This window comes from Sediminitomix flava, from assembly GCF_003149185.1.
In the GTDB taxonomy this organism is placed as follows: Bacteria; Bacteroidota; Bacteroidia; order Cytophagales; family Flammeovirgaceae; genus Sediminitomix; species Sediminitomix flava.
Map to the genome: position 1 here is coordinate 1,834,792 of NZ_QGDO01000001.1, position 22,514 is coordinate 1,857,305.

General features: G+C 35.5%; 19 protein-coding genes, 5 tRNA genes and 1 rRNA gene. 11 read left to right on the forward strand and 14 right to left on the reverse strand.

Annotated features, from left to right (window positions below):
* Positions 1 to 282: 282 nt before the first annotated feature.
* The 7 genes from BC781_RS07270 to BC781_RS07300 form a co-directional block, all read right to left on the reverse strand.
* Positions 283 to 1,383, reverse strand: a complete 1,101-nt coding sequence (locus BC781_RS07270; protein WP_109616529.1) for a tryptophan 2,3-dioxygenase family protein — start codon at positions 1,381 to 1,383, stop codon at positions 283 to 285.
* A gap of 167 nt (positions 1,384 to 1,550) precedes the next feature.
* Positions 1,551 to 2,543 carry an aldo/keto reductase gene (locus BC781_RS07275; RefSeq protein ID WP_109616530.1) on the reverse strand — a complete coding sequence of 331 codons (993 nt, stop codon included), beginning with the start codon at positions 2,541 to 2,543 and terminating at the stop codon, positions 1,551 to 1,553.
* A 43-nt stretch (positions 2,544 to 2,586) separates the two neighbouring features.
* On the reverse strand, positions 2,587 to 3,384 hold the full coding sequence (locus tag BC781_RS07280; protein ID WP_109616531.1) for a LytR/AlgR family response regulator transcription factor: 798 nt from the start codon (positions 3,382 to 3,384) through the stop codon (positions 2,587 to 2,589).
* A 27-nt stretch (positions 3,385 to 3,411) separates the two neighbouring features.
* Positions 3,412 to 4,455 (reverse strand): sensor histidine kinase, encoded by a 1,044-nt coding sequence (locus BC781_RS07285; RefSeq protein ID WP_158281417.1) that lies wholly within the window; start codon positions 4,453 to 4,455, stop codon positions 3,412 to 3,414.
* 246 nt (positions 4,456 to 4,701) lie between these two features.
* Positions 4,702 to 5,277, reverse strand: coding sequence for a cysteine hydrolase family protein (locus BC781_RS07290; RefSeq protein WP_109616533.1), 576 nt, complete (start codon positions 5,275 to 5,277; stop codon positions 4,702 to 4,704).
* 75 nt (positions 5,278 to 5,352) lie between these two features.
* Entirely contained in the window at positions 5,353 to 5,940 is a 588-nt protein-coding gene (locus tag BC781_RS07295) for a phospholipid scramblase-related protein (protein WP_109616534.1), read from the reverse strand.
* 29 nt (positions 5,941 to 5,969) lie between these two features.
* Positions 5,970 to 6,461 (reverse strand): GNAT family N-acetyltransferase, encoded by a 492-nt coding sequence (locus BC781_RS07300; RefSeq protein WP_109616535.1) that lies wholly within the window; start codon positions 6,459 to 6,461, stop codon positions 5,970 to 5,972.
* Between the two features lie 228 nt (positions 6,462 to 6,689).
* On the opposite strand from BC781_RS07300, the gene BC781_RS07305 reads away from it, so the two are divergent.
* Positions 6,690 to 8,051 carry a cytochrome P450 gene (locus BC781_RS07305; protein ID WP_109616536.1) on the forward strand — a complete coding sequence of 454 codons (1,362 nt, stop codon included), beginning with the start codon at positions 6,690 to 6,692 and terminating at the stop codon, positions 8,049 to 8,051.
* A gap of 1 nt (position 8,052) precedes the next feature.
* On the opposite strand, the gene BC781_RS07310 is transcribed toward BC781_RS07305, so the two are convergent.
* Positions 8,053 to 9,804: a tetratricopeptide repeat protein gene (locus BC781_RS07310; RefSeq protein WP_245935587.1), complete on the reverse strand. Its 1,752-nt coding sequence runs from the start codon at positions 9,802 to 9,804 to the stop codon at positions 8,053 to 8,055.
* Positions 9,805 to 10,058: 254 nt separating this feature from the next.
* Here BC781_RS07310 and BC781_RS07315 point away from each other — a divergent pair, with 254 nt between their 5' ends.
* Both BC781_RS07315 and BC781_RS07320 read left to right on the forward strand, forming a co-directional pair.
* Entirely contained in the window at positions 10,059 to 11,837 is a 1,779-nt protein-coding gene (locus tag BC781_RS07315; protein ID WP_109616537.1) for a chloride channel protein, read from the forward strand.
* Between the two features lie 178 nt (positions 11,838 to 12,015).
* Positions 12,016 to 12,876: a hypothetical protein gene (locus BC781_RS07320; protein ID WP_109616538.1), complete on the forward strand. Its 861-nt coding sequence runs from the start codon at positions 12,016 to 12,018 to the stop codon at positions 12,874 to 12,876.
* Between the two features lie 55 nt (positions 12,877 to 12,931).
* On the opposite strand, the gene BC781_RS07325 is transcribed toward BC781_RS07320, so the two are convergent.
* A complete protein-coding gene (locus tag BC781_RS07325) occupies positions 12,932 to 14,323 on the reverse strand; it encodes a PP2C family protein-serine/threonine phosphatase (RefSeq protein WP_109616539.1) in 1,392 nt (463 codons plus the stop codon).
* 202 nt (positions 14,324 to 14,525) lie between these two features.
* The gene (fabD, locus tag BC781_RS07330) at positions 14,526 to 15,398 is read right to left on the reverse strand and encodes an ACP S-malonyltransferase (RefSeq protein ID WP_109616609.1); all 873 of its coding nucleotides are present in this window, start codon (positions 15,396 to 15,398) and stop codon (positions 14,526 to 14,528) included.
* A gap of 141 nt (positions 15,399 to 15,539) precedes the next feature.
* On the opposite strand from fabD, the gene yihA reads away from it, so the two are divergent.
* The 7 genes from yihA to BC781_RS07365 all read left to right on the forward strand — a co-directional run bounded on the left by yihA (position 15,540) and on the right by BC781_RS07365 (position 17,964).
* Positions 15,540 to 16,142 (forward strand): ribosome biogenesis GTP-binding protein YihA/YsxC, encoded by a 603-nt coding sequence (gene yihA, locus BC781_RS07335; RefSeq protein ID WP_109616540.1) that lies wholly within the window; start codon positions 15,540 to 15,542, stop codon positions 16,140 to 16,142.
* Positions 16,143 to 16,283: 141 nt separating this feature from the next.
* Positions 16,284 to 16,357 (forward strand) — tRNA-Asn (locus tag BC781_RS07340).
* A gap of 29 nt (positions 16,358 to 16,386) precedes the next feature.
* Positions 16,387 to 16,460: transfer RNA gene (locus BC781_RS07345), tRNA-Asn, on the forward strand.
* Between the two features lie 29 nt (positions 16,461 to 16,489).
* Positions 16,490 to 16,563 (forward strand) — tRNA-Asn (locus BC781_RS07350).
* A 29-nt stretch (positions 16,564 to 16,592) separates the two neighbouring features.
* Positions 16,593 to 16,666, forward strand: a tRNA-Asn gene (locus tag BC781_RS07355).
* A gap of 29 nt (positions 16,667 to 16,695) precedes the next feature.
* Positions 16,696 to 16,769 (forward strand) — tRNA-Asn (locus tag BC781_RS07360).
* 607 nt (positions 16,770 to 17,376) lie between these two features.
* Complete coding sequence (locus tag BC781_RS07365) at positions 17,377 to 17,964, forward strand: YceI family protein (RefSeq protein WP_109616541.1); 588 nt, start codon at positions 17,377 to 17,379, stop codon at positions 17,962 to 17,964.
* A gap of 86 nt (positions 17,965 to 18,050) precedes the next feature.
* On the opposite strand, the gene BC781_RS07370 is transcribed toward BC781_RS07365, so the two are convergent.
* From BC781_RS07370 to BC781_RS07380, 3 genes are read right to left on the reverse strand one after another with little or no spacing between them, the layout of a single operon-like run.
* Positions 18,051 to 19,508 carry an efflux transporter outer membrane subunit gene (locus BC781_RS07370; RefSeq protein WP_109616542.1) on the reverse strand — a complete coding sequence of 486 codons (1,458 nt, stop codon included), beginning with the start codon at positions 19,506 to 19,508 and terminating at the stop codon, positions 18,051 to 18,053.
* A gap of 16 nt (positions 19,509 to 19,524) precedes the next feature.
* Complete coding sequence (locus tag BC781_RS07375; protein WP_109616543.1) at positions 19,525 to 20,655, reverse strand: HlyD family secretion protein; 1,131 nt, start codon at positions 20,653 to 20,655, stop codon at positions 19,525 to 19,527.
* Positions 20,656 to 20,687: 32 nt separating this feature from the next.
* The gene (locus BC781_RS07380; RefSeq protein WP_211323676.1) at positions 20,688 to 21,077 is read right to left on the reverse strand and encodes a DUF3302 domain-containing protein; all 390 of its coding nucleotides are present in this window, start codon (positions 21,075 to 21,077) and stop codon (positions 20,688 to 20,690) included.
* Between the two features lie 725 nt (positions 21,078 to 21,802).
* On the opposite strand from BC781_RS07380, the gene BC781_RS07385 reads away from it, so the two are divergent.
* A complete protein-coding gene (locus BC781_RS07385) occupies positions 21,803 to 22,288 on the forward strand; it encodes an aminoacyl-tRNA deacylase (protein ID WP_109616545.1) in 486 nt (161 codons plus the stop codon).
* 98 nt (positions 22,289 to 22,386) lie between these two features.
* Here BC781_RS07385 and rrf read toward each other — a convergent pair.
* A 5S ribosomal RNA gene (gene rrf, locus BC781_RS07390) occupies positions 22,387 to 22,498 on the reverse strand.
* Between the last annotated feature and the right edge of the window lie 16 nt (positions 22,499 to 22,514).

Consider the following 22,514-nt stretch of genomic DNA (forward strand, 5'->3'; position numbering starts at 1 on the left):
GACTAAGAATCTTTCCTATTTATTTTACTTTCTGATATTCAGTGAAATCCTAAAAAAGAGAGATATCAAAAAAATATGGAATTAATATTTGTTAACAATATACATATTGTTATATTTGATTATAAGAAAGGAATTCAAAAACTAATTCATACTAAGGGCAAAGAAATTTGTCGTGGACGAAAAGTCCGTTCGTAACTCAAAAACTATTACTCTATTACTAACTATTACAATAAAGGCTGGAACCCAATCCAGCCTTTTTTATTTTCTATAAATTCTAAAAATCTATACGCCTACTCTTGAGAAAAAGAAATCCAATTGCTTTTTAACATCATGAGGTAGTTCTGGCAAATAAGCTTTCGGAATTAAGAATGTTGATAAGTTGAAAAGATCTAAGAAAATACGATTATTCTGTGTCGCTTTCTTCAAATACTTATGACCTGATGAACCTCCTGTCCCTATTTTAGTACCAAGCATTCGTTGTGCCATAAGCGCATGTCTGTACCTCCAAGAGGTAAATCCTTCATCAATATCAATGAGCATATTTAAAAACTGGAATGGCTGCTGAAGTACTGGTTCTTCTCTATACAAGAAAATAAATAAAGCATTGAACAAAGCTTTGCGAGATAATCGGATATTCCCTTCAGCTTGCCAAGCTTCATAGTTTTCTTCATTCAATAAGGCATTGAAAGTTGAACGAGTCATCTCAAGATGCGTCAGTTGAATCTCACGCATTTTGTCATTTAAGGTAGGATTCTCCACAATTAATTTGTGATCTTCTTCCAACATTTGATCTACTGCAGCAGCATACTGCTCCCAAAAATCAAAGATTTTCTGCTGCGTAAAAGGCAAACGTTCCAGCCACGCTTCCATACTATCAAAAACGGATGTTACTTTCTCTGTCTCATCAATTCTCGATTTATCTTGATCATTTAGTCTTCCTGTAAAAAATTCTCTGTCTACCCCTTCTCTTTGATCTGTTTTCAGTCCTAATCTGATTTCAATCTCTCTAAATTGTACCGACTGAAAACCTGACGCAGGCACCAAAAGATCACGAAACTCAAGAAAATCCATTGGAGTCATCGTTTCCAATACGCCCAGATGTCCTTGAATAACTTCCTGAACTTTCTGAATTCGCTGTAAGCGAGTCACTGCCAAATGAATTTCTTTTTCATCAATCTCTTCTTGTGAAAAGATTCGTTGTACATCTGCAATCTCATGAATGATTTGCTTAAACCACAATTCGTAAGTCTGATGTACCAATATGAAAAGCATTTCATCGTGACATTCCTCGCCATACTTTTTACTCAAAGGCAATTGAGCATCCAATAATTTATCGAGCTGTAGATAGTCTGCATAATATACGGGTCCTCTGTTCTTGTGCATGATATTGTGTTTATTATAGTTAGTTTTTACTTGATATGATTAAAACACAATATATTAAAAAATGCACGTCATATACTTTACATAAGATAAGGTCTGATGTGAAAAAAGCTTTTCAGTTCTTAAAAATTCAACTGAAAAGCTCCCTTTATATTCGAAGTCTATCAACTCTAATTCCAAGCTAAGGCAGATCGTTTTGCCCAATAATCTTCTGAAGATTCTGCCAAAGATAAAAGTGTAGATAATTCTTTTGTTGAAAATTTTAAATCAACTGCATTCAAATTAGACTGCAATTGCTCTTCTGTACTTGCCCCACTCAATGCAACACCACACCATTTCTGATGAAGAATAACCGCTAAAGCTACAGCATCAATTTCCACATTGTGATTTGCAGCTATTTCGGCTAAAACTTGTTTTTTCTCTACAAAATCAGCTTCTACATTTCTTGAAGTCAATCGTCCATTTGCTACGCCTTCTTTCACAATCACTCCCATTCCTTGTTGGGCTGCCTTCTCTAAATATGGAGATAATACCGACTCCAAGATATTCCAAGTTACTTGAACCGTATCAAATAAAAGTTCTGAATTATATTGAATTTCTAATGCTTTATCGAGTGTTTCATTCTGCTTAATTCCACTCAAACTAAGCCCTATTTTTACTCCTTCCTCTTTGTATTTCCAAAGCTGATCTAAGACTTCTTGATTATCTAACACACCACTATCAATAGTGGCAGAATGTATTTGATAAATATCGAGGTAGTTCTTAAGAAGAGACTGTGATTCTGCCCATTGTTTCTGAAGGTTTACTAAAGAATGTTCTTTTACTTCGTGTTTTTCGGCAGAAATCGACCAATCGGCGGTATATGTGTAGCCCCATTTAGAGCCTATTACTAAATCTTTTGAGGATGGATTTTTTTGAAACCAAGAATGAAGAAATTCTTCGGCTTTTCCATAAGATCGGGCTGCATCAAAGTATCGTATTCCTTTTTGGTAAGCAATCGCTAACATTTGGTGCATTCGTTGTTCCATAGCTTGAACAGAATTCTGTTCTGCCAAATCAGCTCCATGTCCTAAATTGATATAACCTGGACGTCCCAATGCGGCTGTACCCAAGCCTATCGGACTCACTTGTAATCCTGTATTTCCGAGTTCTCTTAATTTCATAAGTCTTTGAGGTTTGAAACGAAAATACAGGATTTATTTCAGTTTATTGATTGATCCAATTTTTAAAAAGTCTTGCTTTTTCCCTACTCACCATGATTTCCTCATTGAAACTCATTGTAGGCTTTACTAGCAATTTCCCATTGAAATATTGTTCGATACTCTGAATCGCATCAATATTCATGATCATCTGACGATTCACTCTAAAATACTTATCAGGATTAAGCTGCTCTTCCAAACGTTCTAGGGTAAGATCAACTACATATTCTTTCTTATCATAAGTGACTGCTAAAGTCGTTTTGTTGATTGAATGGAAAAGTGCAATATCTTCTACATTCAATTTCAGAAATCCGCTACCATAATTCACCAAGAATCGATCTCTGTATTTGATTTCTTTCTTCTGAATACTCTCAACCAATTCTTTGTAATCTACTTCCTCTGTAGCTCCTCCTCCAAAGTATTCTTCTGCTTTAGAGAAACCGAACTCAACTTTTTTAATTACACTTTCTAAATCTTGCGGATTGATCGGTTTTAATAGATATCCCATGCTATACACCTCAAAAGCTTGGATAGCATATTCATCGTATGCTGTGGTAAATATCACAGGAACAGGTTGGTCTATTTTTTCTACAATTTCGAAACTCAGACCATCAGAAAGCTGAATATCTAAAAAAAGTAAGTCTACATTATCTATGTTATCTTGAAGCCATTCTGTCGTATCTTTTACGCCCGTAAACTTTTCCAAAATCACCCAATTTGGGCGTACTCTTTTGATAAGATTGACCAATAATCGTTGTGAAGGCAACTCGTCTTCGACAACTACAACATTAAAAACCTCTTTCATTCTTCTGATGCGTTTAAATAAGAATACTTAATCCTCTTTGTCTAACAAGGGGATACTTACTATATATTCTTGTTCTGTCTTTTCGATTATTACTTTTCGATCTGATATAATTTCATAACGTCCAAAGATATTCTTTAACCCTGTTTCGGTGGAATAAGTTGATGTCTTTGGTTGTAAATTATTGATCACATAAAGCCTATCTCCTTTTGTCTTGATGTCGATCAAGAGAGGCTCTTTTTCACTTACTACGTTATGTTTGATCGCATTTTCTATCAGTACTTGTATGGATAGTGGTGGTATCTGACATTCCAACAACTCCTTATCTAGCTTACAACAAATTTGTAAACCTTCTCCCAAACGAGTTTTCTGAAGGTAAGCAAACTTCTCTATAAATTTCATTTCGCTACTTACAGAAACCGTCATCTTCTTGCTGCTTTGCAAAACATAACGATAAACATCTGAAAGGTGCTGAGTAAACTGAACCGCCTTATCTTGATCTTCATAAATTTCGGAGATCAAAACATTAAGGCTATTGAAAAGAAAATGAGGATTTAGTTGATCTTGAAGTGATTGATAATCGGCCTTTAACTTTTCTTGTTTTAAAGTCTCAATTTCAGAGGTGGCTTTCTGAATATGTAAGATTGACTTTCGAACAAATAAGGCTGAATTGAAAAAGAGTACTAAGAATACTCCAGAAATCGTATCTAATACAATTGTGAAATATTGAGCAGACCCATCTACCATTCTATTTTCCCACAGCTCTTCCTTTCTGAAAAGAAAGATGTAGAAAATAAATAAAGAATGACACCATATATAACTCAGTAAAAATTGCTTGAAAGGTCTTTTCTTCCAATGGTTGAACCAAGGCATTTTCTTGTCCAACATATGATCGATAAAGACATTCCCTTCGCTGAAAAGTCCATAGACAACCATGAGTTCTAAAAGAATCCATTTGTCTAAACCTTCTACAGGATTTGTGTGCCCATTCATTTCCCGTACAGACAATACATGTATCACCGCAATTAAGCCTGAGGCAATCCAACGGAATAAGAAGGATCTTTTGGTGTACATATTTTCATTTTTGACCTTGCAAGGGTCAAAATTATTTACGTCCATCAATAACATCTAATCACATTTCTTTTCAACTAAAATAAATTCAATTTAAGACTATTTATCTATACAAAGCAGTTATTCTATTCTGAGACGTAGCTTTCTAAAGCTGAATCGAATAAAATAAGGCATAAAAAAACAGCCTTTATATCTTTACCTAAATATAAAAGCTGTCGGTGAAAGGTTCATTCCCTTTATTACAAATGATTAACTAGGGGTAGACACCTCTAATTTTTCTAAAATCTGACTTGTATTCAATACAGTTGCAAATTCTTCATTCAAGGATGCCAAAGCTGTTTCATGCATCAATTCGCTGCTGTAATCCATTCCATCTATTCCCTTTCTGTCGAAAGTTGCTGTAGCATCTGCAATCAAGAAAGTCTCGTAACCTAAATTCCCTGCCATACGAGTGGTTGTCGAAATACAGTGATTTGTTGTCAAACCCACAATCACCAAAGTTTCGATATTTACAGCATCCAAACGTTCTTTCAAATCCGTCCCGATGAAAGCACTATTCACATTTTTTCCAATTACAACTTCTCCATCTTTTGGCGCTACAATTTCCAAAATTTTATTGCCTTCATTTTTCGGATTTAGAGGCGAATTTTCTTCTGTAGAGTCATGCTTTACATGGAAAAGAGGCATTTCATTCGCTCTCCAATATGCTAGTAACTTAGCAGCATTTTCTTCTGCAAATAAATTGTTTCGGTTACCTCCCCAATGCTCTTCATTTTTAAAGCCTTCTTGAAGGTCTATCAGTATTAGTGCTGGTATAGATTTCATGGAATAATCTGATTTTTTTCTTTGGAAAAAGAAAACCTTAGTCTCAAAAACTAAGGTTTCCTATGCAAATATATACTATTCTTTCAAGACCATATCAATACACATGACAGCAGCCAAAATCAACTGTCTGATTGGGTGGTCTGCTGGAATATTCGCATCAATTTCCAACATATAATTATCTGCCGTAGTGAATAACTCTTTTCCTAACCCTGCCCATTCTTTACTCACATGAGCAAACTGCACATCGTCTTTCACAAACTTAAAATCCCAGCTTGTCCATTTACCTTTCAGTTTACAAAGCTCATTTTCTTGAGCATCCAATACTGAAAATTTCCCTCCGATTGAGAAAAACTTTTGTTTGAACATACCAATCAATTGATCATTGGCATCGAAAACTTCTACTGTTGAAAGAAAAATTGAAATCCCTCTTTTCACTGTCAAAACTTTCTCGCCACTTGCTGTACGGATTTCAATATTGAATGGCGTCATTCTTTTGTAATCCGTAAAACGTAACAACTTTGTGAAGAAACCAAGATTCTCTTCACGACAAGTCATAAACATTTCATTGGTTTCTGGGTCGTAGATATCATAGTTATTAGATGCCTTGAACATCCCTACGTGTTCTTTGATAAAAAATAGGTTTTTAGCTAATACTTCAGTCATCTGTCCAAACTTTTGGTTGGTTATAAATTTTATTTAATCAATTTCTTCATAATGTAATCATCCATGACATAGCCCTGCCCAATATCTGCCACGACCTCATCTACACTTTTAAAACCCATTTTCTCATAGGCTTTTATACTCCCCGAATTGTACTTATTTACGGTCAACGAAATTTCTGTACACTCATTTTTAAGCGCAAAGTCCTCCACAAACTTCAATGCAAGCTTTGCAAAACCTTTTCCTCTCTCTGACTTATGGATATAAAACTTACTCAAGAACATAGCTTCGGCTCTTTTTTGTACTGCCAAATAGCCCACTAGACCACTTTCCTCAAGTCCGAAGTAATGATAGTTTTCACTTTCTATCTGAGTTTGAACCGCATGAACCGATTGGAATTTATCCAACATATAACTCACTTGTTCCTTACCGATGATAGGTGTGTAATGATCTTCCCAAATTTCAGCACCAAGCTTAGCTACGGCCTCAATTTGATCTAAAGATCTGATATTAAAAATATTCATGGATATACTCGTTTGAAAAGTTACTATATCTTGATTTTATATAAGAATCACAAGATAATATGAGTTAAAAAATTCTTAAGTAAGAAAGATTTTTAGAGAAGAAAACAGAACCTATTCACTTGATTAACTGAAAATTAGATTCTTTCATGCATATTTGGTTTAATTTTAATAGATTAGAATAATCTCATAGATAACTTCCTATTCTTAACCTTACTGTTTTTCAGCCTAATGAATACTGAAACCCAAACTTCTACATTCGATAAGCAAATTCCTTTGCAAAAGAACCCAAATAATCGCTTTCTAAACTTATTCCGCTTTATTCGAGATTCTCTCCCCTTCTTACAAGAAAATGAGCGGAAGTATGGTGGATTCTATGAAATTGAACTTGGTTTCAGCAAACTTGTCATACTTTCAGAGCCAGAACTCGTGAAAGATGTCCTACAACATCAGCATAAATCTTTTATTAAGTCGCCCGAATATGAAGTACTAAGTGATTTATTAGGAAAGGGTTTACTCACCAGCGAAGGAGATCATTGGCAACACCAACGTAAACTTATTCAGCCTTCATTTCACAAATCATACCTTCAGAAAATTTATGCACTCATGCTCGATGAGATTGTGAAAGCAGCTGATACGCTTTCTCAAAAGCCTGAACGAAGCATTGAAATAAACCAAGAAATGATGCGATTGACACTAAATGTTGTAACACGCTCTATTCTTGGAAGCCAAATGACTCCTGATTCTGACAAAATCCATGATACCGTAACCGATTTACTTAAATACGGAACATCTCGTATCCGTAATCCATTTTTCAGATTGTTATACCCAATTTCCTATCAAAAATATAAATCGACACAACACATCAAGTATTTAGATAATTTGGTGTACAAAATTATTGAAGAACGTCAGCGAACTCAACATCCTCATAGAGATTTGCTACAAATGTTACTGGATTCTAGAATGGAGGATACCGGAAAAGCTATGCCTTTGAGACAGGTCAGAGATGAAATTATGACTTTTATGATGGCTGGTCATGAAACTATAGCATCTGCATTGAGCTTTATATTTGCACACCTTGTTCACGATCCTAAACTCTACAAAAAAGTACAAGAAGAGTTGAAACAAGTACTAGATGGCAGACATCCCGATTTTGAAGACCTTCCGAAACTTCAATTACTCCAACAAATCATAGATGAAGCACTTCGTCTTTATCCTTCTGCTTGGGTTGTTGGTCGAAAGGCAAAAGAAAGTGTCAAGGTAGGAAATACGATCTTCCCAAAAGACAGTGTATTTCTTATTAATATTTTTGCCATGCACCGAAGTGATCGTTTCTGGAAAAAAGCGGAAGAATTCCAAGTTGATCGATTTACCTCAGATTTCAAGAAAAACATGAACAAATTCCAATACATTCCTTTTGGTCTTGGCCCTCGTATGTGTATCGGGAATCATTTTGCTCAGTTTGAAATGCTGACTGTTTTAGCCGTTTATCTACAAAAATTCAATATGCTAGCTCTAGATGAAGAACTTCCTAAGCCTAAAAACACATTGACGTTAAGACCATCAAAACCTATTCGAATTTTATACAGATAAACTATTTAGAAAACCAAACACTAGAAGTCGTCAAAGGGGTATCTGCATATTTCCAAGCTGTCTCTAATTCCTCTTCCATTAAACTTACTAATTCGTATTCATTCAACTGTTCTGCAGCATACTTAATTCCATGTAATGCCCATCCATTTTTGGGGTATCGGGCAAGGTCTTCCCCCAATGTGGTTATTGCATCTATGTACTCCTTTGATTCAATCTGAATAGCTGCAAGGTAGTGTCTGACAGAAAGTAACCAATCTGGTGGTTCATTATAATTCAACTCATCTTCAATTTCTACAGCTTCTTTAAGAAGTTTAATACTATCGTCATATTGACCTTGAGATGCTAAAATATGGGCTTCCAATACCTTTTGAGCAATCTCTAAAATTGGAGTGATTGCATTTATCCCCCAAATACTCATATTCTCCAGACTCTTATCCTTACTGTCAGTTGTTAAAGCTTTTAATGCTCTTTTTGCATTTGCAGGATCTTTATGCCCCACATAAGCCATACCTCTAGCAAAATGACGAATAGCATTAGGGTATTTTAAAGCTAAATCTTCTTTGGGCATCGCCAATATTTCAGCCCATTTGCCAAACTTAACATACACCCAATATTTAACCGCTCGAAAATGTTGCAGCGTTTCCCAACCTTCTTCCTTCATCACAACGGTATCCGAATGCAAAGAAAGTCTACGTGCTGCTTCAATTGCCCACTCACTATTTCCTTCTAGAATGGCCGTTGCGACCAAAAAATGATAATTATGCGGATAGTAAGCCAAAGGGTATGCCCCTTGTGCATGGCAGGTTGCTGTATAAACACTATCTACTTTTACTGCTTTTGCATTCGCTAATGAAGCTTTGTGGTAATCTCCTGTTCGGATATAAATATGAGCTGGCATGTGTACTAGATGCCCTAATTTTGAAGCTCCTCCTTTATCAAAAAATGTAGCACTCGAAAGTCCTTTCTCTGGTGTTTTTGAACCTTCTATGGCATGAATATAAAAATGATGTGCACCTATATGAGTAGAATCTAGCTCCAGTACATTTTTCAAAATACTTAAAATTTCTGGAGTCCATGCCTTAGGCTCTCCATCTTTCTCCCATAAGTCCCAAGGATGTAAATTCAATAAAGCTTCAGCGTAAAGTGTCCCAATATTCGTATTGAAAGGATATTCTTCATAAAGCATCTTCATTGCATTTGCGTAAGCCACATCCAAATGCGTCCTATCTTTTAAAGGCTTATTTACATACCTTTTTTCTAAAGCTTCAATGAGTGCTTTTTCTTGTGAAGAACATTTTTCCTTTAGCTCTACAGCTTTTTGAAGGGCTTCATAAGCTCGAGGGTAATTATCATAATCCATCTTCGCATTATAATTGGGCCCTAAAACATAGGCAAAACCCCAATACGCCATTGCACAAGTCGAATCTAGCTTCGTTGCGTAATAAAATGACCTAGCAGCCTCAGCATGATTAAAACCAAAAGTCAATGCTAGACCTTGATTAATATATTTCTGACAATCTTCATTTGTTGTTGAAACAGGAAAACTCACCAAATCCTTTTGCAGTAATAATGGAGCTTTCTTATTTGTATTGTACCAAGAAGTATCTGTCGTTGCAGAAACACAAACTACAGCAGGGTTTCCATTGAAAGAATTAGTAGAATCTTGCTGTCCTCCACAAGCGTATACAGTTAAGAGAATACAAATGAAAATTACGATAGATTGATAATTCATATAGTTTTTCACCCCTGTCATCCATTTTCAAATTATTGTACGGGATATTACTTTTTGAGTAGTCTTTAAATTGTTTACATTTGCCTAGTGCAATTGGGCAAAGCAATTCTTTACTATCACAAACAATTTTTTCTCATAGAAAGTCATTTCGAAGAGATGCTTCTTCGTTCACTGAAGGAATATATTATCATATGTCAGTCAAAACTTCGATTTTTATCTTCCATCAACTTTGTCTAATTCGTTCAATTTTTGTGAAAATTATCAGAGGTTAGAAAATGGGATCGTACTTATCCGCATTAGATAGGGTACTAAATTGGCGTCGACGTCATTTATCAGACAACAGCTTTACATTATTTACAAGTGCTATCATCGGTATTCTTTCAGGCTTAGCCGCCGTAATTTTGAAGGAAACGGTTCACATGATACACACTTATCTTACAACAGATTCTTATGATGAGAACTACTTTCAACTAACTTACCCCATTATAGGTATTTTAGCTACGGTGGCTATTGCCAAGCTTTTATACCGAGGGCCTGTAAAGCATGCGATTTCACATATCCTTTATGCCATTGCCCGACAGAAAAGTGTGATTGGTAAAAGTAAAATGTATACTTACATGGTTACCAGCGCCTTTACCGTTGGTTTTGGAGGATCTGTCGGACTTGAGTCTCCGATTGTACTAACGGGTTCTGCTATCGGTTCTAATATTGCCCGATGGTTCCATATGGATACCAAAAAGAGAACACTAATGATTGGTTGTGGTACTGCTGGGGTTATCTCGGCAATCTTTAACGCCCCAATCGCAGGTATGATTTTCAGTACCGAAATCATTCTCACGGGTATCACAATCTCTAATTTCACTCCGCTTCTTATTGCATCAGTGAGTGCAACACTTGTTTCTATTCTTACACTCGGAGATGATGTACTTTTCTCTTTCCGCCTTGTAGAAGACTTTGTTGCTGATGACGTGATTTACTTTATTGGTCTCGGAATTGTCTGTGGTTTCACTTCATTATATTTCAATTATGCACTTCACAGAACAGAGACTTATATTCATCAGAAAAAATTCAATCCATACGTAAAAGCACTTGTAGGTGGTTCTATTCTTTCTGCCCTCATCTTCTTTACCCCTCCAGTTTTTGGTGAAGGTTATCCATACATCATGGCATTACTCAACGGTAATGAAGAATTGTTTTTGAACAGAAGTGAATCATTCAGCTGGATTACCAATACCAATTCAGGAATATTCCTAGGTTACCTTATCCTTGTGATTCTAGTGAAAGCCTTAGCTACAGCTGTTACAATTGGTTCTGGAGGTGCTGGCGGTACATTTGCACCATCTATGTTCTTGGGTGGCGTAACAGGCTTTGCTTTTGCCCGAATGATTAACCTAATGGGTATTGCGCACCTTTCTGAATCAAACTTTGCGCTAGTAGGAATGTGTGGTGTACTTTGTGGAATTCAGTATGCGCCACTAACTGCCATATTCTTGATTGCAGAAATCACAGGTGGATATACGTTATTTATTCCACTCATGCTCGTTTCTGCGATTACCTATATTACGGTTTCTTACTTTGAACCCGATTCTCCTTACGTAAAAGAATTGAAAGAAATTGGTGATTATGCGACAGACCATGACACCAAAGTTCTTGACCGTCTGAATATCAATAAACTGATAGAAACAGATTTATTAGAGATTAATGATCAGGCACAGCTAAAAGATCTCATTAAACTTATATCAGTAAGTAAAAGAAATATTTTCCCTGTAGTTGATGCCGACCATAAATTGGTAGGGGTAGTAACTCTTGATCATGTGAGAGATATCATGTTTGATACAGAAAAACATAATGTCAAAATTTCAAATGTCATGATTATGCCAAAACATTTCGTTTACTACGGCGAACGTATGGATAATGTAATGCGAAAGTTTGAAAAATCAGACAATTGGAACCTCCCTGTTGTAGATGAAGATGGCTTGTACTTAGGCTTTGTTTCTAAATCAACAATCTTTGGTGTTTACAGAAAACAACTAATTCGACTTAATCGAGATTAAAAATCTCTTTCTAGATATATTAAAACCAAGGCAGAAACCTCTGTCTTGGTTTTTTATTTTCATTGATTCGTTTCTACTTCAAGTCATTATTATCCTAAACAAAATGAGATAATCTCAGTTTTCTTATCTTTGTACAACAGACTTGAAATAAAAGCAATTTACTCATCAACTTTTTACAATGGACTTCGCAGAATTTCTAGCTTCTAAGAAAATCGATTCCTTGGCATTTCAGGCCAAATCTCCCGAACAATGGACATCTTTCTCAGACGAATTTGAGCAAATGCATCCGAATAGTTTTCGTATGCAAAAGCTTTTTATTTTAAATAAACTTCGTCATGAATTTCCATTAAAAGAGGATTTATCTACAGCGAAGAAAACTAAGTCTACAAAAGCGAAACCAGTCATCAGAAAAGCAGCTTCAGCTACTACTCCTTCACAAGAAGAAAGTGGTAAACCTGTAGCTAAACCAAAACCTACAAGACCTAAAGTTGCTAGACCTGCGGCGGTAAAGAAAAGTACTGATGAGAATACAGCGGAGACAGCTACACCTAAAAAAGTAGTAAGACCTAAAGCTGTGATCAAAAAAGCAACGACTACTTCAGAGGAAGCCTCAAATACAAAACCTAAACGCAGCAGACCTGTCATTAAAAAAGAGACTTCTGAAAATTCTGAAGCAAAGCCTGTTGTAAAACGTCCAAAACCAGTCATCAAAAAAGCGCAAAATATTACTACTGAAAACGACAATTCAGAGCAAGACGCTAAGCCGAAAAGACCGAGACCAGTAATCAAAAAAGCGCAAAATACTACTACTGAAAACGACAATTCAGAGCAAGACGCTAAGCCGAAAAGACCGAGACCAGTAATCAAAAAAGCGCAAAATACTACTACTGAAAACGACAATTCAGAGCAAGACGCTAAGCCGAAAAGACCGAGACCAGTAATCAAAAAAGCGCAAAATACTACTACTGAAAACGACAATTCAGAGCAAGACGCTAAGCCGAAAAGACCGAGACCAGTAATGAAGAAAAAATCAGAATAATGAAAAAGAGGTTATCAACTGTTGATAACCTCTTTTTCATTGAAAGATATGATCTTTAATTTGGGGCAAAACCTAAAACCAATATATCATCTGTTTGCTCCTCAGCTCCTTTCCAATTTTTAAAGGTTTGCTCTAAATCACTTAATTGCTCCTCACCCTTTCGTGTATACATTGTTAGGAGTAGATTCCTAAAGTTTTTCTTCATAAACTTCATATCCTTAGGTCCTCCAAACTGGTCTTGAAAACCATCAGAACACATGTATATAAAATCAATCTTTCTTCTCTCGATTCTTTCCAATTGATACGCTTTTTGTACATATTCTTCTCCTAGTCCTCCAATAGAGATATTATCCCCTTTATGAGAAAGAATTGTATTATTTTGAATAGTATATACGGTACTTTTTGCTGAAGCTATTTCTACATACTCATCATCCACCACACATATTGAAATATCCATTCCATCCCTACTTTGAGATTTTTCTTGATTCAAAAAATGATACAAGGATTCTCTAAGGTGAAAAAGAATCTGATCAGGACTCAATACTTTTTTCTCATGAATAATTGAACGAATAAGATTCATTCCCACCAGAGATAATATGGCACCAGGAACACCATGACCAGTACAATCAGCTGCAACTACTATTTTTTTATTTTCTTCATGTTCAATACAGAAAAAGTCTCCACTCACAATATCTCTCGGACGATAAAAGATAAATGCATCTTTAAAACTATCTTCAATCTTATTGCCATAATGAAGAACTGCATCTTGGATTTTTTTCGCGTAGTTTATACTTGATATAATTCGATTATTCTGCACATCTAATTGTTGATTTTGTAGCTCAATCTCAACATTCTGATGGTACAACTCATGGTTTTTATCATTGATCTGTCCTTGATATTTTTCTGTAGCAATTTCATACCCCCAGATAATACTAATTATATAGATAAATAGACCAATGAAACATGAAATACCGAGATAAGACACATTAGGTAAATCTCTAGAAAAATGAAGAATTTCGGTACTTTCCTCTAGAATTAAGATTCCTCCCCACAGCATTAATAAACCACTCCAATAAAAAGATTCTTTTCTTTTAGCAATCAAAGTCACTCCTATGGGTGTAATTAGCTGAAATGCGATCAAAGGAGAGTGCACACCTCCTGTAAACGTTGTTATGAAGCTAAATCCTGTAAGAGTTACCAATCCATACAATCGGGCACTGATCAAAATGTCTATCCGTTCGTAGTACAGATAAAAGATAACACCAGCAAAAAAAGATAGGTAGATAAATGCCAAAGACACCATTCTTAATCCCACAAAGAAGTAATATCCCGCATATAATGCTGAACAAGAACTGGATAAGAATAGAATAAAAAATACTAAAATGGCATCTAATTTCACCTCATCTGAAAAACGGTTGGTTAGTTGATCTATAATGCTAACGATCATAAAATATGAAGCTTTGTGTTCTAGTTTATATAAAGTCAGTAAGCCCTTTGACCAAAATCAGATCTAAATTTGTTTGTTGATAAAAATGAAGGGCAAAAAAGAATTGCTTGAATAGTAGAATAAAGATAGTAGATTTTAGATAAAAAAAGCTCAAATACCTTAAAAGAGGCATTTGAGCTTTTAAATTTAATGGGAAATTAAATTATAGACCTGCTACTTCAGTTGGTCTATTGATTTTCTTCACTAATCCTTGCAGTACTTTACCAGGACCACATTCTGTGAATTTCACCGCACCGTCAGCAATCATAGCTTGTACAGATTGTGTCCAACGTACAGGAGAAGTCAATTGAGCAATTAAGTTTGCTTTAATATCTTCAGGAGCTGTAAATGGTTGTGCATTTACATTTTGATAGATAGGGCATGATGGTGTTGAGAAAGTTGTTCCCTCAATTGCCGCAGCTAACTCTTCTCTTGCAGGCTCCATCAATGGTGAATGGAATGCACCACCTACAGGAAGTGGAAGCGCTCTTTTCGCACCTGCTTCTTTCATTTTCTCACAAGCAATCTCGATACCTTTGTTAGAACCAGAAATTACCAACTGACCTGGGCAGTTATAATTTGCAGCTACTACCAACTCATCTTCGATACTTGCACAAATTTCTTCAACTTTAGCATCTTCTAAACCTAAAACTGCAGCCATTGTAGAAGGATTGATCTCACAAGCCTTTTGCATTGCTTCAGCACGCTTAGAAACCAAACGAAGGGCATCTTCAAAGTTAAGAGCACCACTTACTACCAAAGCAGAGAACTCACCCAAAGAGTGACCCGCTACCATATCTGGATTGATATCTGAAGTAAGTGCCAAAATTACAGAATGAAGAAATACAGCAGGCTGAGTTACGTTTGTTTGCTTCAACTCTTCAGCAGTACCCTCAAACATAATATCTGTGATACGGAAACCTAGAATTTCGTTTGCTTTTTCGAATAGTTCCTTTGCTTTTTCATTGCCCTCATAAAGGTCTTTACCCATTCCTGGGAATTGGGCTCCTTGACCTGGAAATACGTATGCGTTCATGATGCTACTAATTTCTATTTCAAAAAACTTGGTTTTACAAAAAGAGCTGATCTCCTTTTGCTTACAATTACTGACAAATATAAAGACAATAATTGTATATCTTTGTGTTTTTCTATTGATTCCAAAGTCAAGATACTTCATATGAAAATCAAAAAGGCAGAGTTTGTCATGAGTAATCAGGACTACCGCAAATGTCCACCGGCAGATAAAGCAGAATATGCTTTCATTGGTAGATCAAATGTGGGAAAGTCATCTCTGATCAACGCCATGACTAATCATAAAGGATTAGCCAAAACTTCGGGTACACCCGGAAAAACACAATTGATCAATCATTTTATCATTAATGATAATTGGTACTTAGTCGATCTTCCAGGTTATGGTTATGCACAGGTAAGTAAAACCATCAGAGAAAAATTCCAGAAACTAATTGATGGCTATTTACTGAACAGAGAAAACTTATATTGTACCTTTGTTCTTGTAGACAGCCGTCACAATCCTCAAAAGATTGATTTAGATTTTATGGAATGGATGGCTACAAATGGACTTCCATTTTGTATTATTTTTACAAAGGCTGATAAGCTAAAGAAAACTGAGAAAGAAAGTAAGATCAATAATTACCTCAAGAAACTACAAGAAAGCTGGGAAGAGCTTCCTCAGTATTTTGTTACCTCCTCTGAAAAAAAGGAAGGTTTAGAGGAATTATTAACCTTTATTGATCAAGTTAGTAAAAGTGCGAATGCCTAAGCTTTTGAGAAAGGAAAAATTTTCATTCTGATTATCAGATCATCTCTAAGAAATTGTAATTTTTCCCTAAAAAAGTTTTGTAGATTCAAAGAGAGCTATTACATTTGCATCGCCTTTCGGGAAAACGATAGGCAATAGTATTCCTCCTTAGCTCAGTTGGTTAGAGCGGCTGACTGTTAATCAGTAGGTCCTTGGTTCGAGCCCAAGAGGAGGAGCACTTAATTAAAATAAGGATATATATCATTCCTCCTTAGCTCAGTTGGTTAGAGCGGCTGACTGTTAATCAGTAGGTCCTTGGTTCGAGCCCAAGAGGAGGAGCAACTTATTAAAATAAGGATATATATCATTCCTCCTTAGCTCAGTTGGTTAGAGCGGCTGACTGTTAATCAGTAGGTCCTTGGTTCGAGCCCAAGAGGAGGAGCAACTTATTTAAAATAGGATATATATCATTCCTCCTTAGCTCAGTTGGTTAGAGCGGTTGACTGTTAATCAATAGGTCCTTGGTTCGAGCCCAAGAGGAGGAGCAACTTATTAAAGTAAGGATATATATCATTCCTCCTTAGCTCAGTTGGTTAGAGCGGCTGACTGTTAATCAGTAGGTCCTTGGTTCGAGCCCAAGAGGAGGAGCAAAAAATTCAGCCTTTACATTATAGATGTAAAGGCTTTTTTGTTTTCTGCATTTTCCATTCTTTTCTTACATATCCTTTTTCAAAGACTAATCATCCCTTTTTATAGGCTCTTCTATAGAAAATACCCATAAATGAGATTCTAATCCTTTGCTTTTAGTATATAGTATGTGTCTGTTACTTCACGCTATTTACTACTAACACTATGAAATTCCCATACCTCAATCTCTTAATAGGAGTTTTACTCCTTGTACAAGGCATCTACTTCATAGCTCATAAACAGCATATATATAATTATGTCCTTTTAGGTTTTGGTACTCTGCTCGTTTACCTAGGTCTGAGTGCTATTTATAATAAAAAGGAAGAAAAAAGAGACTCATAATCCCCCTTACTTTATTTACTCACAAACTCATACTCTAATTAAGTATGAGTTTTTTTATTTTTCACTTAAAACACATACACTTGATTAACAGGTAATTAACTAATAATGATTAATTATTTAATTTACATGTAATATATTTTTAAGTAAAATTATTGCTTCGTAAAATAAAGCCTCATATATTTGTCATGTAAATAATTGAAACGGAAACAAAAATTGTAATTAAGATATGAAAAAGTTAACAGTACTTCTATTAGCATTGGCTACAGTATTTTTCGCATTCAAACCTGCTAACGAGAAAGGAACTTATGCTGTAAAATCAGCTGAATCTACTGTAAAATGGATCGGTAAAAAAGTAAGTGGTGAGCACTTCGGGATGATCTCTGTAAAAGAAGGTTCATTAGACGTTAAAAAAGGACAAATCAAAGGTGGTACTTTCGTGATCGACATGAACACAATCACTGTAGACGACATCCAAGGAGAGTGGGCTGACAAATTACTAGGTCACTTGAAATCTGATGACTTCTTCTCAGTTGAGAAATTCAACACTGCTACATTGGAAATCACTAACGTAAAAGGTAAAGGTTCTGAAGTAGAAGTTGAAGGAAACTTGACGATCAAAGGAATCACTAAGCCAATTGCTTTCCCAGCAAAAGTATCTATCGAAGGAAACACATTGACTGCTGAAGCTAAAATCTCAGTAGACCGTACTCAATATGACATCAAATACGGTTCTGGTAGCTTCTTCGACGGTTTAGGTGACAAGATGATCTACGATAACTTTGATTTGGAAGTAGCATTGACTGCTGCTCTATAATTATAGTACAACCTGCAAACAAAAAGGTCTCCACTCAATAGAGGGAGACCTTTTATTGTTTTAAAAGTAAAATATCAAGAGAATATTTATCCTTCTTTATTTTCTTTTGTCTTTTCTAAATGATACACACCTCCTAGTGCATTGAATAACTGAACTCTTGCCAACGCTTTTTCTGTCTTCAATTGTACCATTTTAGATTCTTCAATAAGAAGCTGAAGTTCTTGTAACTTAAGGGTTACTTCATTTTCATTTCCTACTTCATACTGAATTTTTGAAAGTGCATACTTCTCTTTCATCATTTCGATGATTGAAAGACGCTTTGCAATTTTATTCTCATTTGTCTCAATGATCGCTAGCGCATCTTCTACATCTTTAAAAGAATTCAACACAGACTTTGCATACATTGCAATTGCTTCCTTATGTTGCGCATCCTTCATATCTACATTAGCTTTTAAAGCTCCTCCTGCAAAAATCACCCCTACTAATTGTGGTGCTAAGCCTAAAAACGGCGTATTTTTCACTCCATTTAGTGTTGGGTCTGTCCCAATTCCTGTAGCCAAAGGAATTGATAAAGATGGAAGTCTTGCTGCATCTGCTTGTTTCGTATTGTAGAATGCTTTTTCCACTTGATATTGCGCTACCAATACGTCAGGTCGCTTTTCAATAAGTTGCAGCGGAAACTCTGTTGGTAACTTGGAATTTACTTCAGGTAATGATGTAGAAATTTCCAATTTCCCAGAAGGATAACGTCCCACTAATGTTTCAATCGCTCTCTTTGCTTGAACATTTGCTAGAAGTACACTTTCTCGTTTTTCTTGTAAATCTGCAATTTCAGAACTGATTTGAATGATGTGTTTTTCATCTAAAACCCCAACATTATATTGTACATTAAAGAGTTCTCTCAGCTCTAATTGCTTAGCCAAAAGTCCATCAATCACTCCCAGTTGTTGTTCAACTGCTACAGCAGATAACCAATTCGAGATAATCTGAGTAGCTACAATCTGTTTAAACATCTCCTTAGAATATTCTGCCGAAAACCTCGTAGCTTCTGCACTTTCAATTCCATATCGATTCTTACCCCAAATATCTGCTTCCCAACTAGCTCCAACGGCCAATGTATAAGGTGTAGTAAGTCCCCAACCAACTCGATCGTTGGTTGCTGCATTATATGGATTTGAAACCGCTAGTGTTCCACTTGCAGAAGCTCCTACTACAGGCAGCATTTTAGATTTTGCTATAGTCATATACTTCTCAGCTTGCTGAATACGTGTATCGACAGCATTCAGGTCAGCATTATATTCCCATGCTTCTCTAATCAGATACTTTAACTGTGGATTTTCAATATCTTTCATCCAATCGAAAAACACAGCCAAATCCTCATTTTCAGAATCTCTCAAATCTGTCCAAGAATTCGGAATTTCCACATTTTCCATACTCTTTGCATTCTCCAACACTTCTGAAGAAGATTGTGCTTGTTCTATAGATCGACAGCCAAAAGCTGACAATCCTAGTAACAAGTAGTATTTGTACATACTTTTCATCATGTAGATCAGAGTTGATTTAGTGAAGTTTCAATACCAGATAATTGATCTTAGAACTCATACGAATCATTACTTTTCGTACAATATTCACTGGATGAATTTCTGTGGCATATACTGCGGCCTCTCCAACCGACCCATTTCGTAAGAATTCCTCATCTTCAGGAAGTGTAAAACGAACTGCGTACCTTCCTGGAGGAAGTGGCTTGGTATCTGGCATTAGACCTGTAGTCGTCATTTGCCCTCTTCCTAAACCTTGCTGCCAAATAATACTTTCAACTCTACATTTAAAGATTTTACCTGGCACAGCTCTTAAAGTCAACTCTACTTCATTCCCTTCTTCTACTTGATGTAATTCATTCTGATCAAAAGTAGCCCCTATATATCTTTCTTCTTCAATAAATGTCATTGCGGGTTTGAACGGCATTGTAGTCAACCAAGACCCTACACGAAGTTGAAGGTTTGTTACATAGCCATTCGATGGAGCTGTGTAAACACTGTTATCAAGGTCCCAATTTGCTTTCGCTAAATCAGTTTTTAGATTTGCTATAGAAACCTGCTCTCCCTCAAACTCAGTTGTTATTTGGGTTAGAATCTGATTCTCTTGTGCTCTCGAAGCATTTAATTTTGCTTCCAAGTCATTCACTTTTGTTTCTGCACTTTCTAAATCAAACTTGTTTCCAGCCTTAGCTTCTACCAATACTCTAAACTCTTCTACACGCTTTTTAGCAAGCTGTAAATTGGCTATAATTGACTCAGATTGCTTTCTTACAGCCTTCAATTGGTAATTCTGTGAAATCAAGCTTGCTTCAGCTTGTTCTATCGCTGCACTAATTTTCTTGATTCTGATTTTATAAGGAGTTGGATCAATTACCAACAATGTATCTCCTTTTTGTACCAATGTATTTTCTTGTACAGGTACATCTATTACACGTCCACTTACAGCAGGAATAACTTCAATATGTCTGTTCATAATTCTAACATCTTGTGTAGAAGGTGCTAAAACATTCAAAAACAGAATAAGAGCAGCCATATTTACAACTGGAATAGTGAACACAATCACTTTATTCAAATTGTTCCAAGGCAACAATTTAAACTTAAAATAAATCAGCCAAATAATGGACGAATAGGTTAATAGGAATAATGCTTCCATAGGAATAATTCTAGGTCAATAATGGGAAATAGTTATTCAATAATAAGTTCATGCGACTCATCTAACTGTAGATTAGCCTCTTTATGAACACGGATTTTAGGAGACTTCATATAAGCCCATACCAAAGCAAAAGGCCAAAGTAGTCCGCCAAAAACAAGAGACAGAAGACACAATATTTTAATTGCATCTTTTTGAGGATGATCTCTTTCTTCCGCTACTTTTTCTGGATAAATGTGTACCATCCAAAAGACATACAGTCCTGCCATCGGTACTATACACATCACAATCCAAACCATAGCATTTGCGGTCCCATCAAGTCCTGAATTGTCTGTATAATTTGCAGCATGTGCAAAATGTGCAAAGGTTAACAAAGCGAAAAGTATAGGCATACTTCGCTTAATTAGGTTAATAAAAGTATTCATTTGATTGTTAGGTCATTATTTGACTACAAGCCAAATAAAGTGTGATAATGATTAAATTAGGTTTGTGTGATTTGAATCACAGTATAAAGATATGGACTCGATTTTTCTTAAAAACTAAATGTTTAATCACTTTAACAATCAAGTAGTTAATATTAAGGAAAAAGGCTTCTAATCAAGCTTAATTAACAATCTCAGACAGCTAAAATGTTCTTTTGTATTGTCCTAAGAACACTTTATAATTTGTCTATTTTTTAAAAAAATTAGCTTAAACACAAAAAATCAAATTTATCTAATGTCTTCATTATACTTTTATGAAAAAACTCAGAATACGAATTAGCATTTAAAATGTTTCTACTTATATAAACTCTGAATAAAAAAAATCGGAGTTGTAAATGTACAACTCCGATTTCACATAAATCTTTACAAATTTCGAATAGATCGTATTTTTCATGAGAATTAGCTCTAAAGCTCAAAGGTTTTTAATGGGTTAATTTAGATCAAATGAGTAAAGACTCTTTATAATAGTAGAGGTAATCGTTTTATTGTAATTCTAATATTACTCTTTCTTGAAAAGACTCCTAGATTTCTTACTAATAGTCTGCTTTCTTCCTTACAATATGCATATTCTTACCTTTTTTGTCTAATTGCACATTGTTACACACACATTTGAATATGGAAATTATTTGATATGATTTTAATGTTCTAGGTTAAAATCTCTTTTAGCCATGATAAATCAACTACTCAAAGAATTCCTAGACTCTAATAACATTGACTATCAAATTATTTCTCACAGTGAGACACATACCAATATGCAAGCAGCTGCATCCTCTCATATTTCAGGGCATAAAGTTGCTAAAACAGTAATGGTAAAAGCTGATGATAGAATATGTATGGTCGTTCTACCTGCATCTTACTTAATTAACTTCAATCAGCTGTCAGAAGCCTTAGGTGTGAATGATTGCCATCTTATTGGTGAGAACCTCTTTAAAGATCTTTTCAAAGGTAATGTTGAAACAGGAGCTATGTCACCCTTCGGAAATATCCATAACATGGATGTTTATGTTGCCGAATCACTCATTCACAAAGAAAGAATCGCTTTTAATGCTGGTAATCATCACGAAATGATTCTAATGAAATATGAAGATTTTAATAAACTTGTAAAACCTAAGTCTTTACACTTCTCATATCCAATTCATAGAAAATCAGCCTAAGTTCGATTAGAATAAATCAGACTCATATAAAACAAAAAAGCTCAGCTAACATCCTGTGCTAACTGAGCTTTTGTTTGTAACTCTTGTTACATTAATAAGGTTGGCAATGACCTACTCTCCCACCTGTTACGGCAGTACCATCGGCGCGGTAGGGCTTAACTGCTCTGTGCGGAATGGGAAGAGGTGAACACCTACGCTATCATCACCATTATCTTTTAAAGTTCTT

Excerpts from the sequence above, each read along its gene's own strand:
- BC781_RS07270 (WP_109616529.1), bottom strand. The coding sequence starts at position 1,383 with ATGCACAAGAACAGAGGACCCGTATATTATGCAGACTATCTACAGCTC.
- BC781_RS07275 (WP_109616530.1), bottom strand. The coding sequence starts at position 2,543 with ATGAAATTAAGAGAACTCGGAAATACAGGATTACAAGTGAGTCCGATA.
- BC781_RS07280 (WP_109616531.1), bottom strand. The coding sequence starts at position 3,384 with ATGAAAGAGGTTTTTAATGTTGTAGTTGTCGAAGACGAGTTGCCTTCA.
- BC781_RS07285 (WP_158281417.1), bottom strand. The coding sequence starts at position 4,455 with ATGTACACCAAAAGATCCTTCTTATTCCGTTGGATTGCCTCAGGCTTA.
- BC781_RS07290 (WP_109616533.1), bottom strand. The coding sequence starts at position 5,277 with ATGAAATCTATACCAGCACTAATACTGATAGACCTTCAAGAAGGCTTT.
- BC781_RS07295 (WP_109616534.1), bottom strand. The coding sequence starts at position 5,940 with ATGACTGAAGTATTAGCTAAAAACCTATTTTTTATCAAAGAACACGTA.
- BC781_RS07300 (WP_109616535.1), bottom strand. The coding sequence starts at position 6,461 with ATGAATATTTTTAATATCAGATCTTTAGATCAAATTGAGGCCGTAGCT.
- BC781_RS07305 (WP_109616536.1), top strand. The coding sequence starts at position 6,690 with ATGAATACTGAAACCCAAACTTCTACATTCGATAAGCAAATTCCTTTG.
- BC781_RS07310 (WP_245935587.1), bottom strand. The coding sequence starts at position 9,804 with ATGACAGGGGTGAAAAACTATATGAATTATCAATCTATCGTAATTTTC.
- BC781_RS07315 (WP_109616537.1), top strand. The coding sequence starts at position 10,059 with ATGGGATCGTACTTATCCGCATTAGATAGGGTACTAAATTGGCGTCGA.
- BC781_RS07320 (WP_109616538.1), top strand. The coding sequence starts at position 12,016 with ATGGACTTCGCAGAATTTCTAGCTTCTAAGAAAATCGATTCCTTGGCA.
- BC781_RS07325 (WP_109616539.1), bottom strand. The coding sequence starts at position 14,323 with ATGATCGTTAGCATTATAGATCAACTAACCAACCGTTTTTCAGATGAG.
- fabD (WP_109616609.1), bottom strand. The coding sequence starts at position 15,398 with ATGAACGCATACGTATTTCCAGGTCAAGGAGCCCAATTCCCAGGAATG.
- yihA (WP_109616540.1), top strand. The coding sequence starts at position 15,540 with ATGAAAATCAAAAAGGCAGAGTTTGTCATGAGTAATCAGGACTACCGC.
- BC781_RS07365 (WP_109616541.1), top strand. The coding sequence starts at position 17,377 with ATGAAAAAGTTAACAGTACTTCTATTAGCATTGGCTACAGTATTTTTC.
- BC781_RS07370 (WP_109616542.1), bottom strand. The coding sequence starts at position 19,508 with ATGATGAAAAGTATGTACAAATACTACTTGTTACTAGGATTGTCAGCT.
- BC781_RS07375 (WP_109616543.1), bottom strand. The coding sequence starts at position 20,655 with ATGGAAGCATTATTCCTATTAACCTATTCGTCCATTATTTGGCTGATT.
- BC781_RS07380 (WP_211323676.1), bottom strand. The coding sequence starts at position 21,077 with ATGAATACTTTTATTAACCTAATTAAGCGAAGTATGCCTATACTTTTC.
- BC781_RS07385 (WP_109616545.1), top strand. The coding sequence starts at position 21,803 with ATGATAAATCAACTACTCAAAGAATTCCTAGACTCTAATAACATTGAC.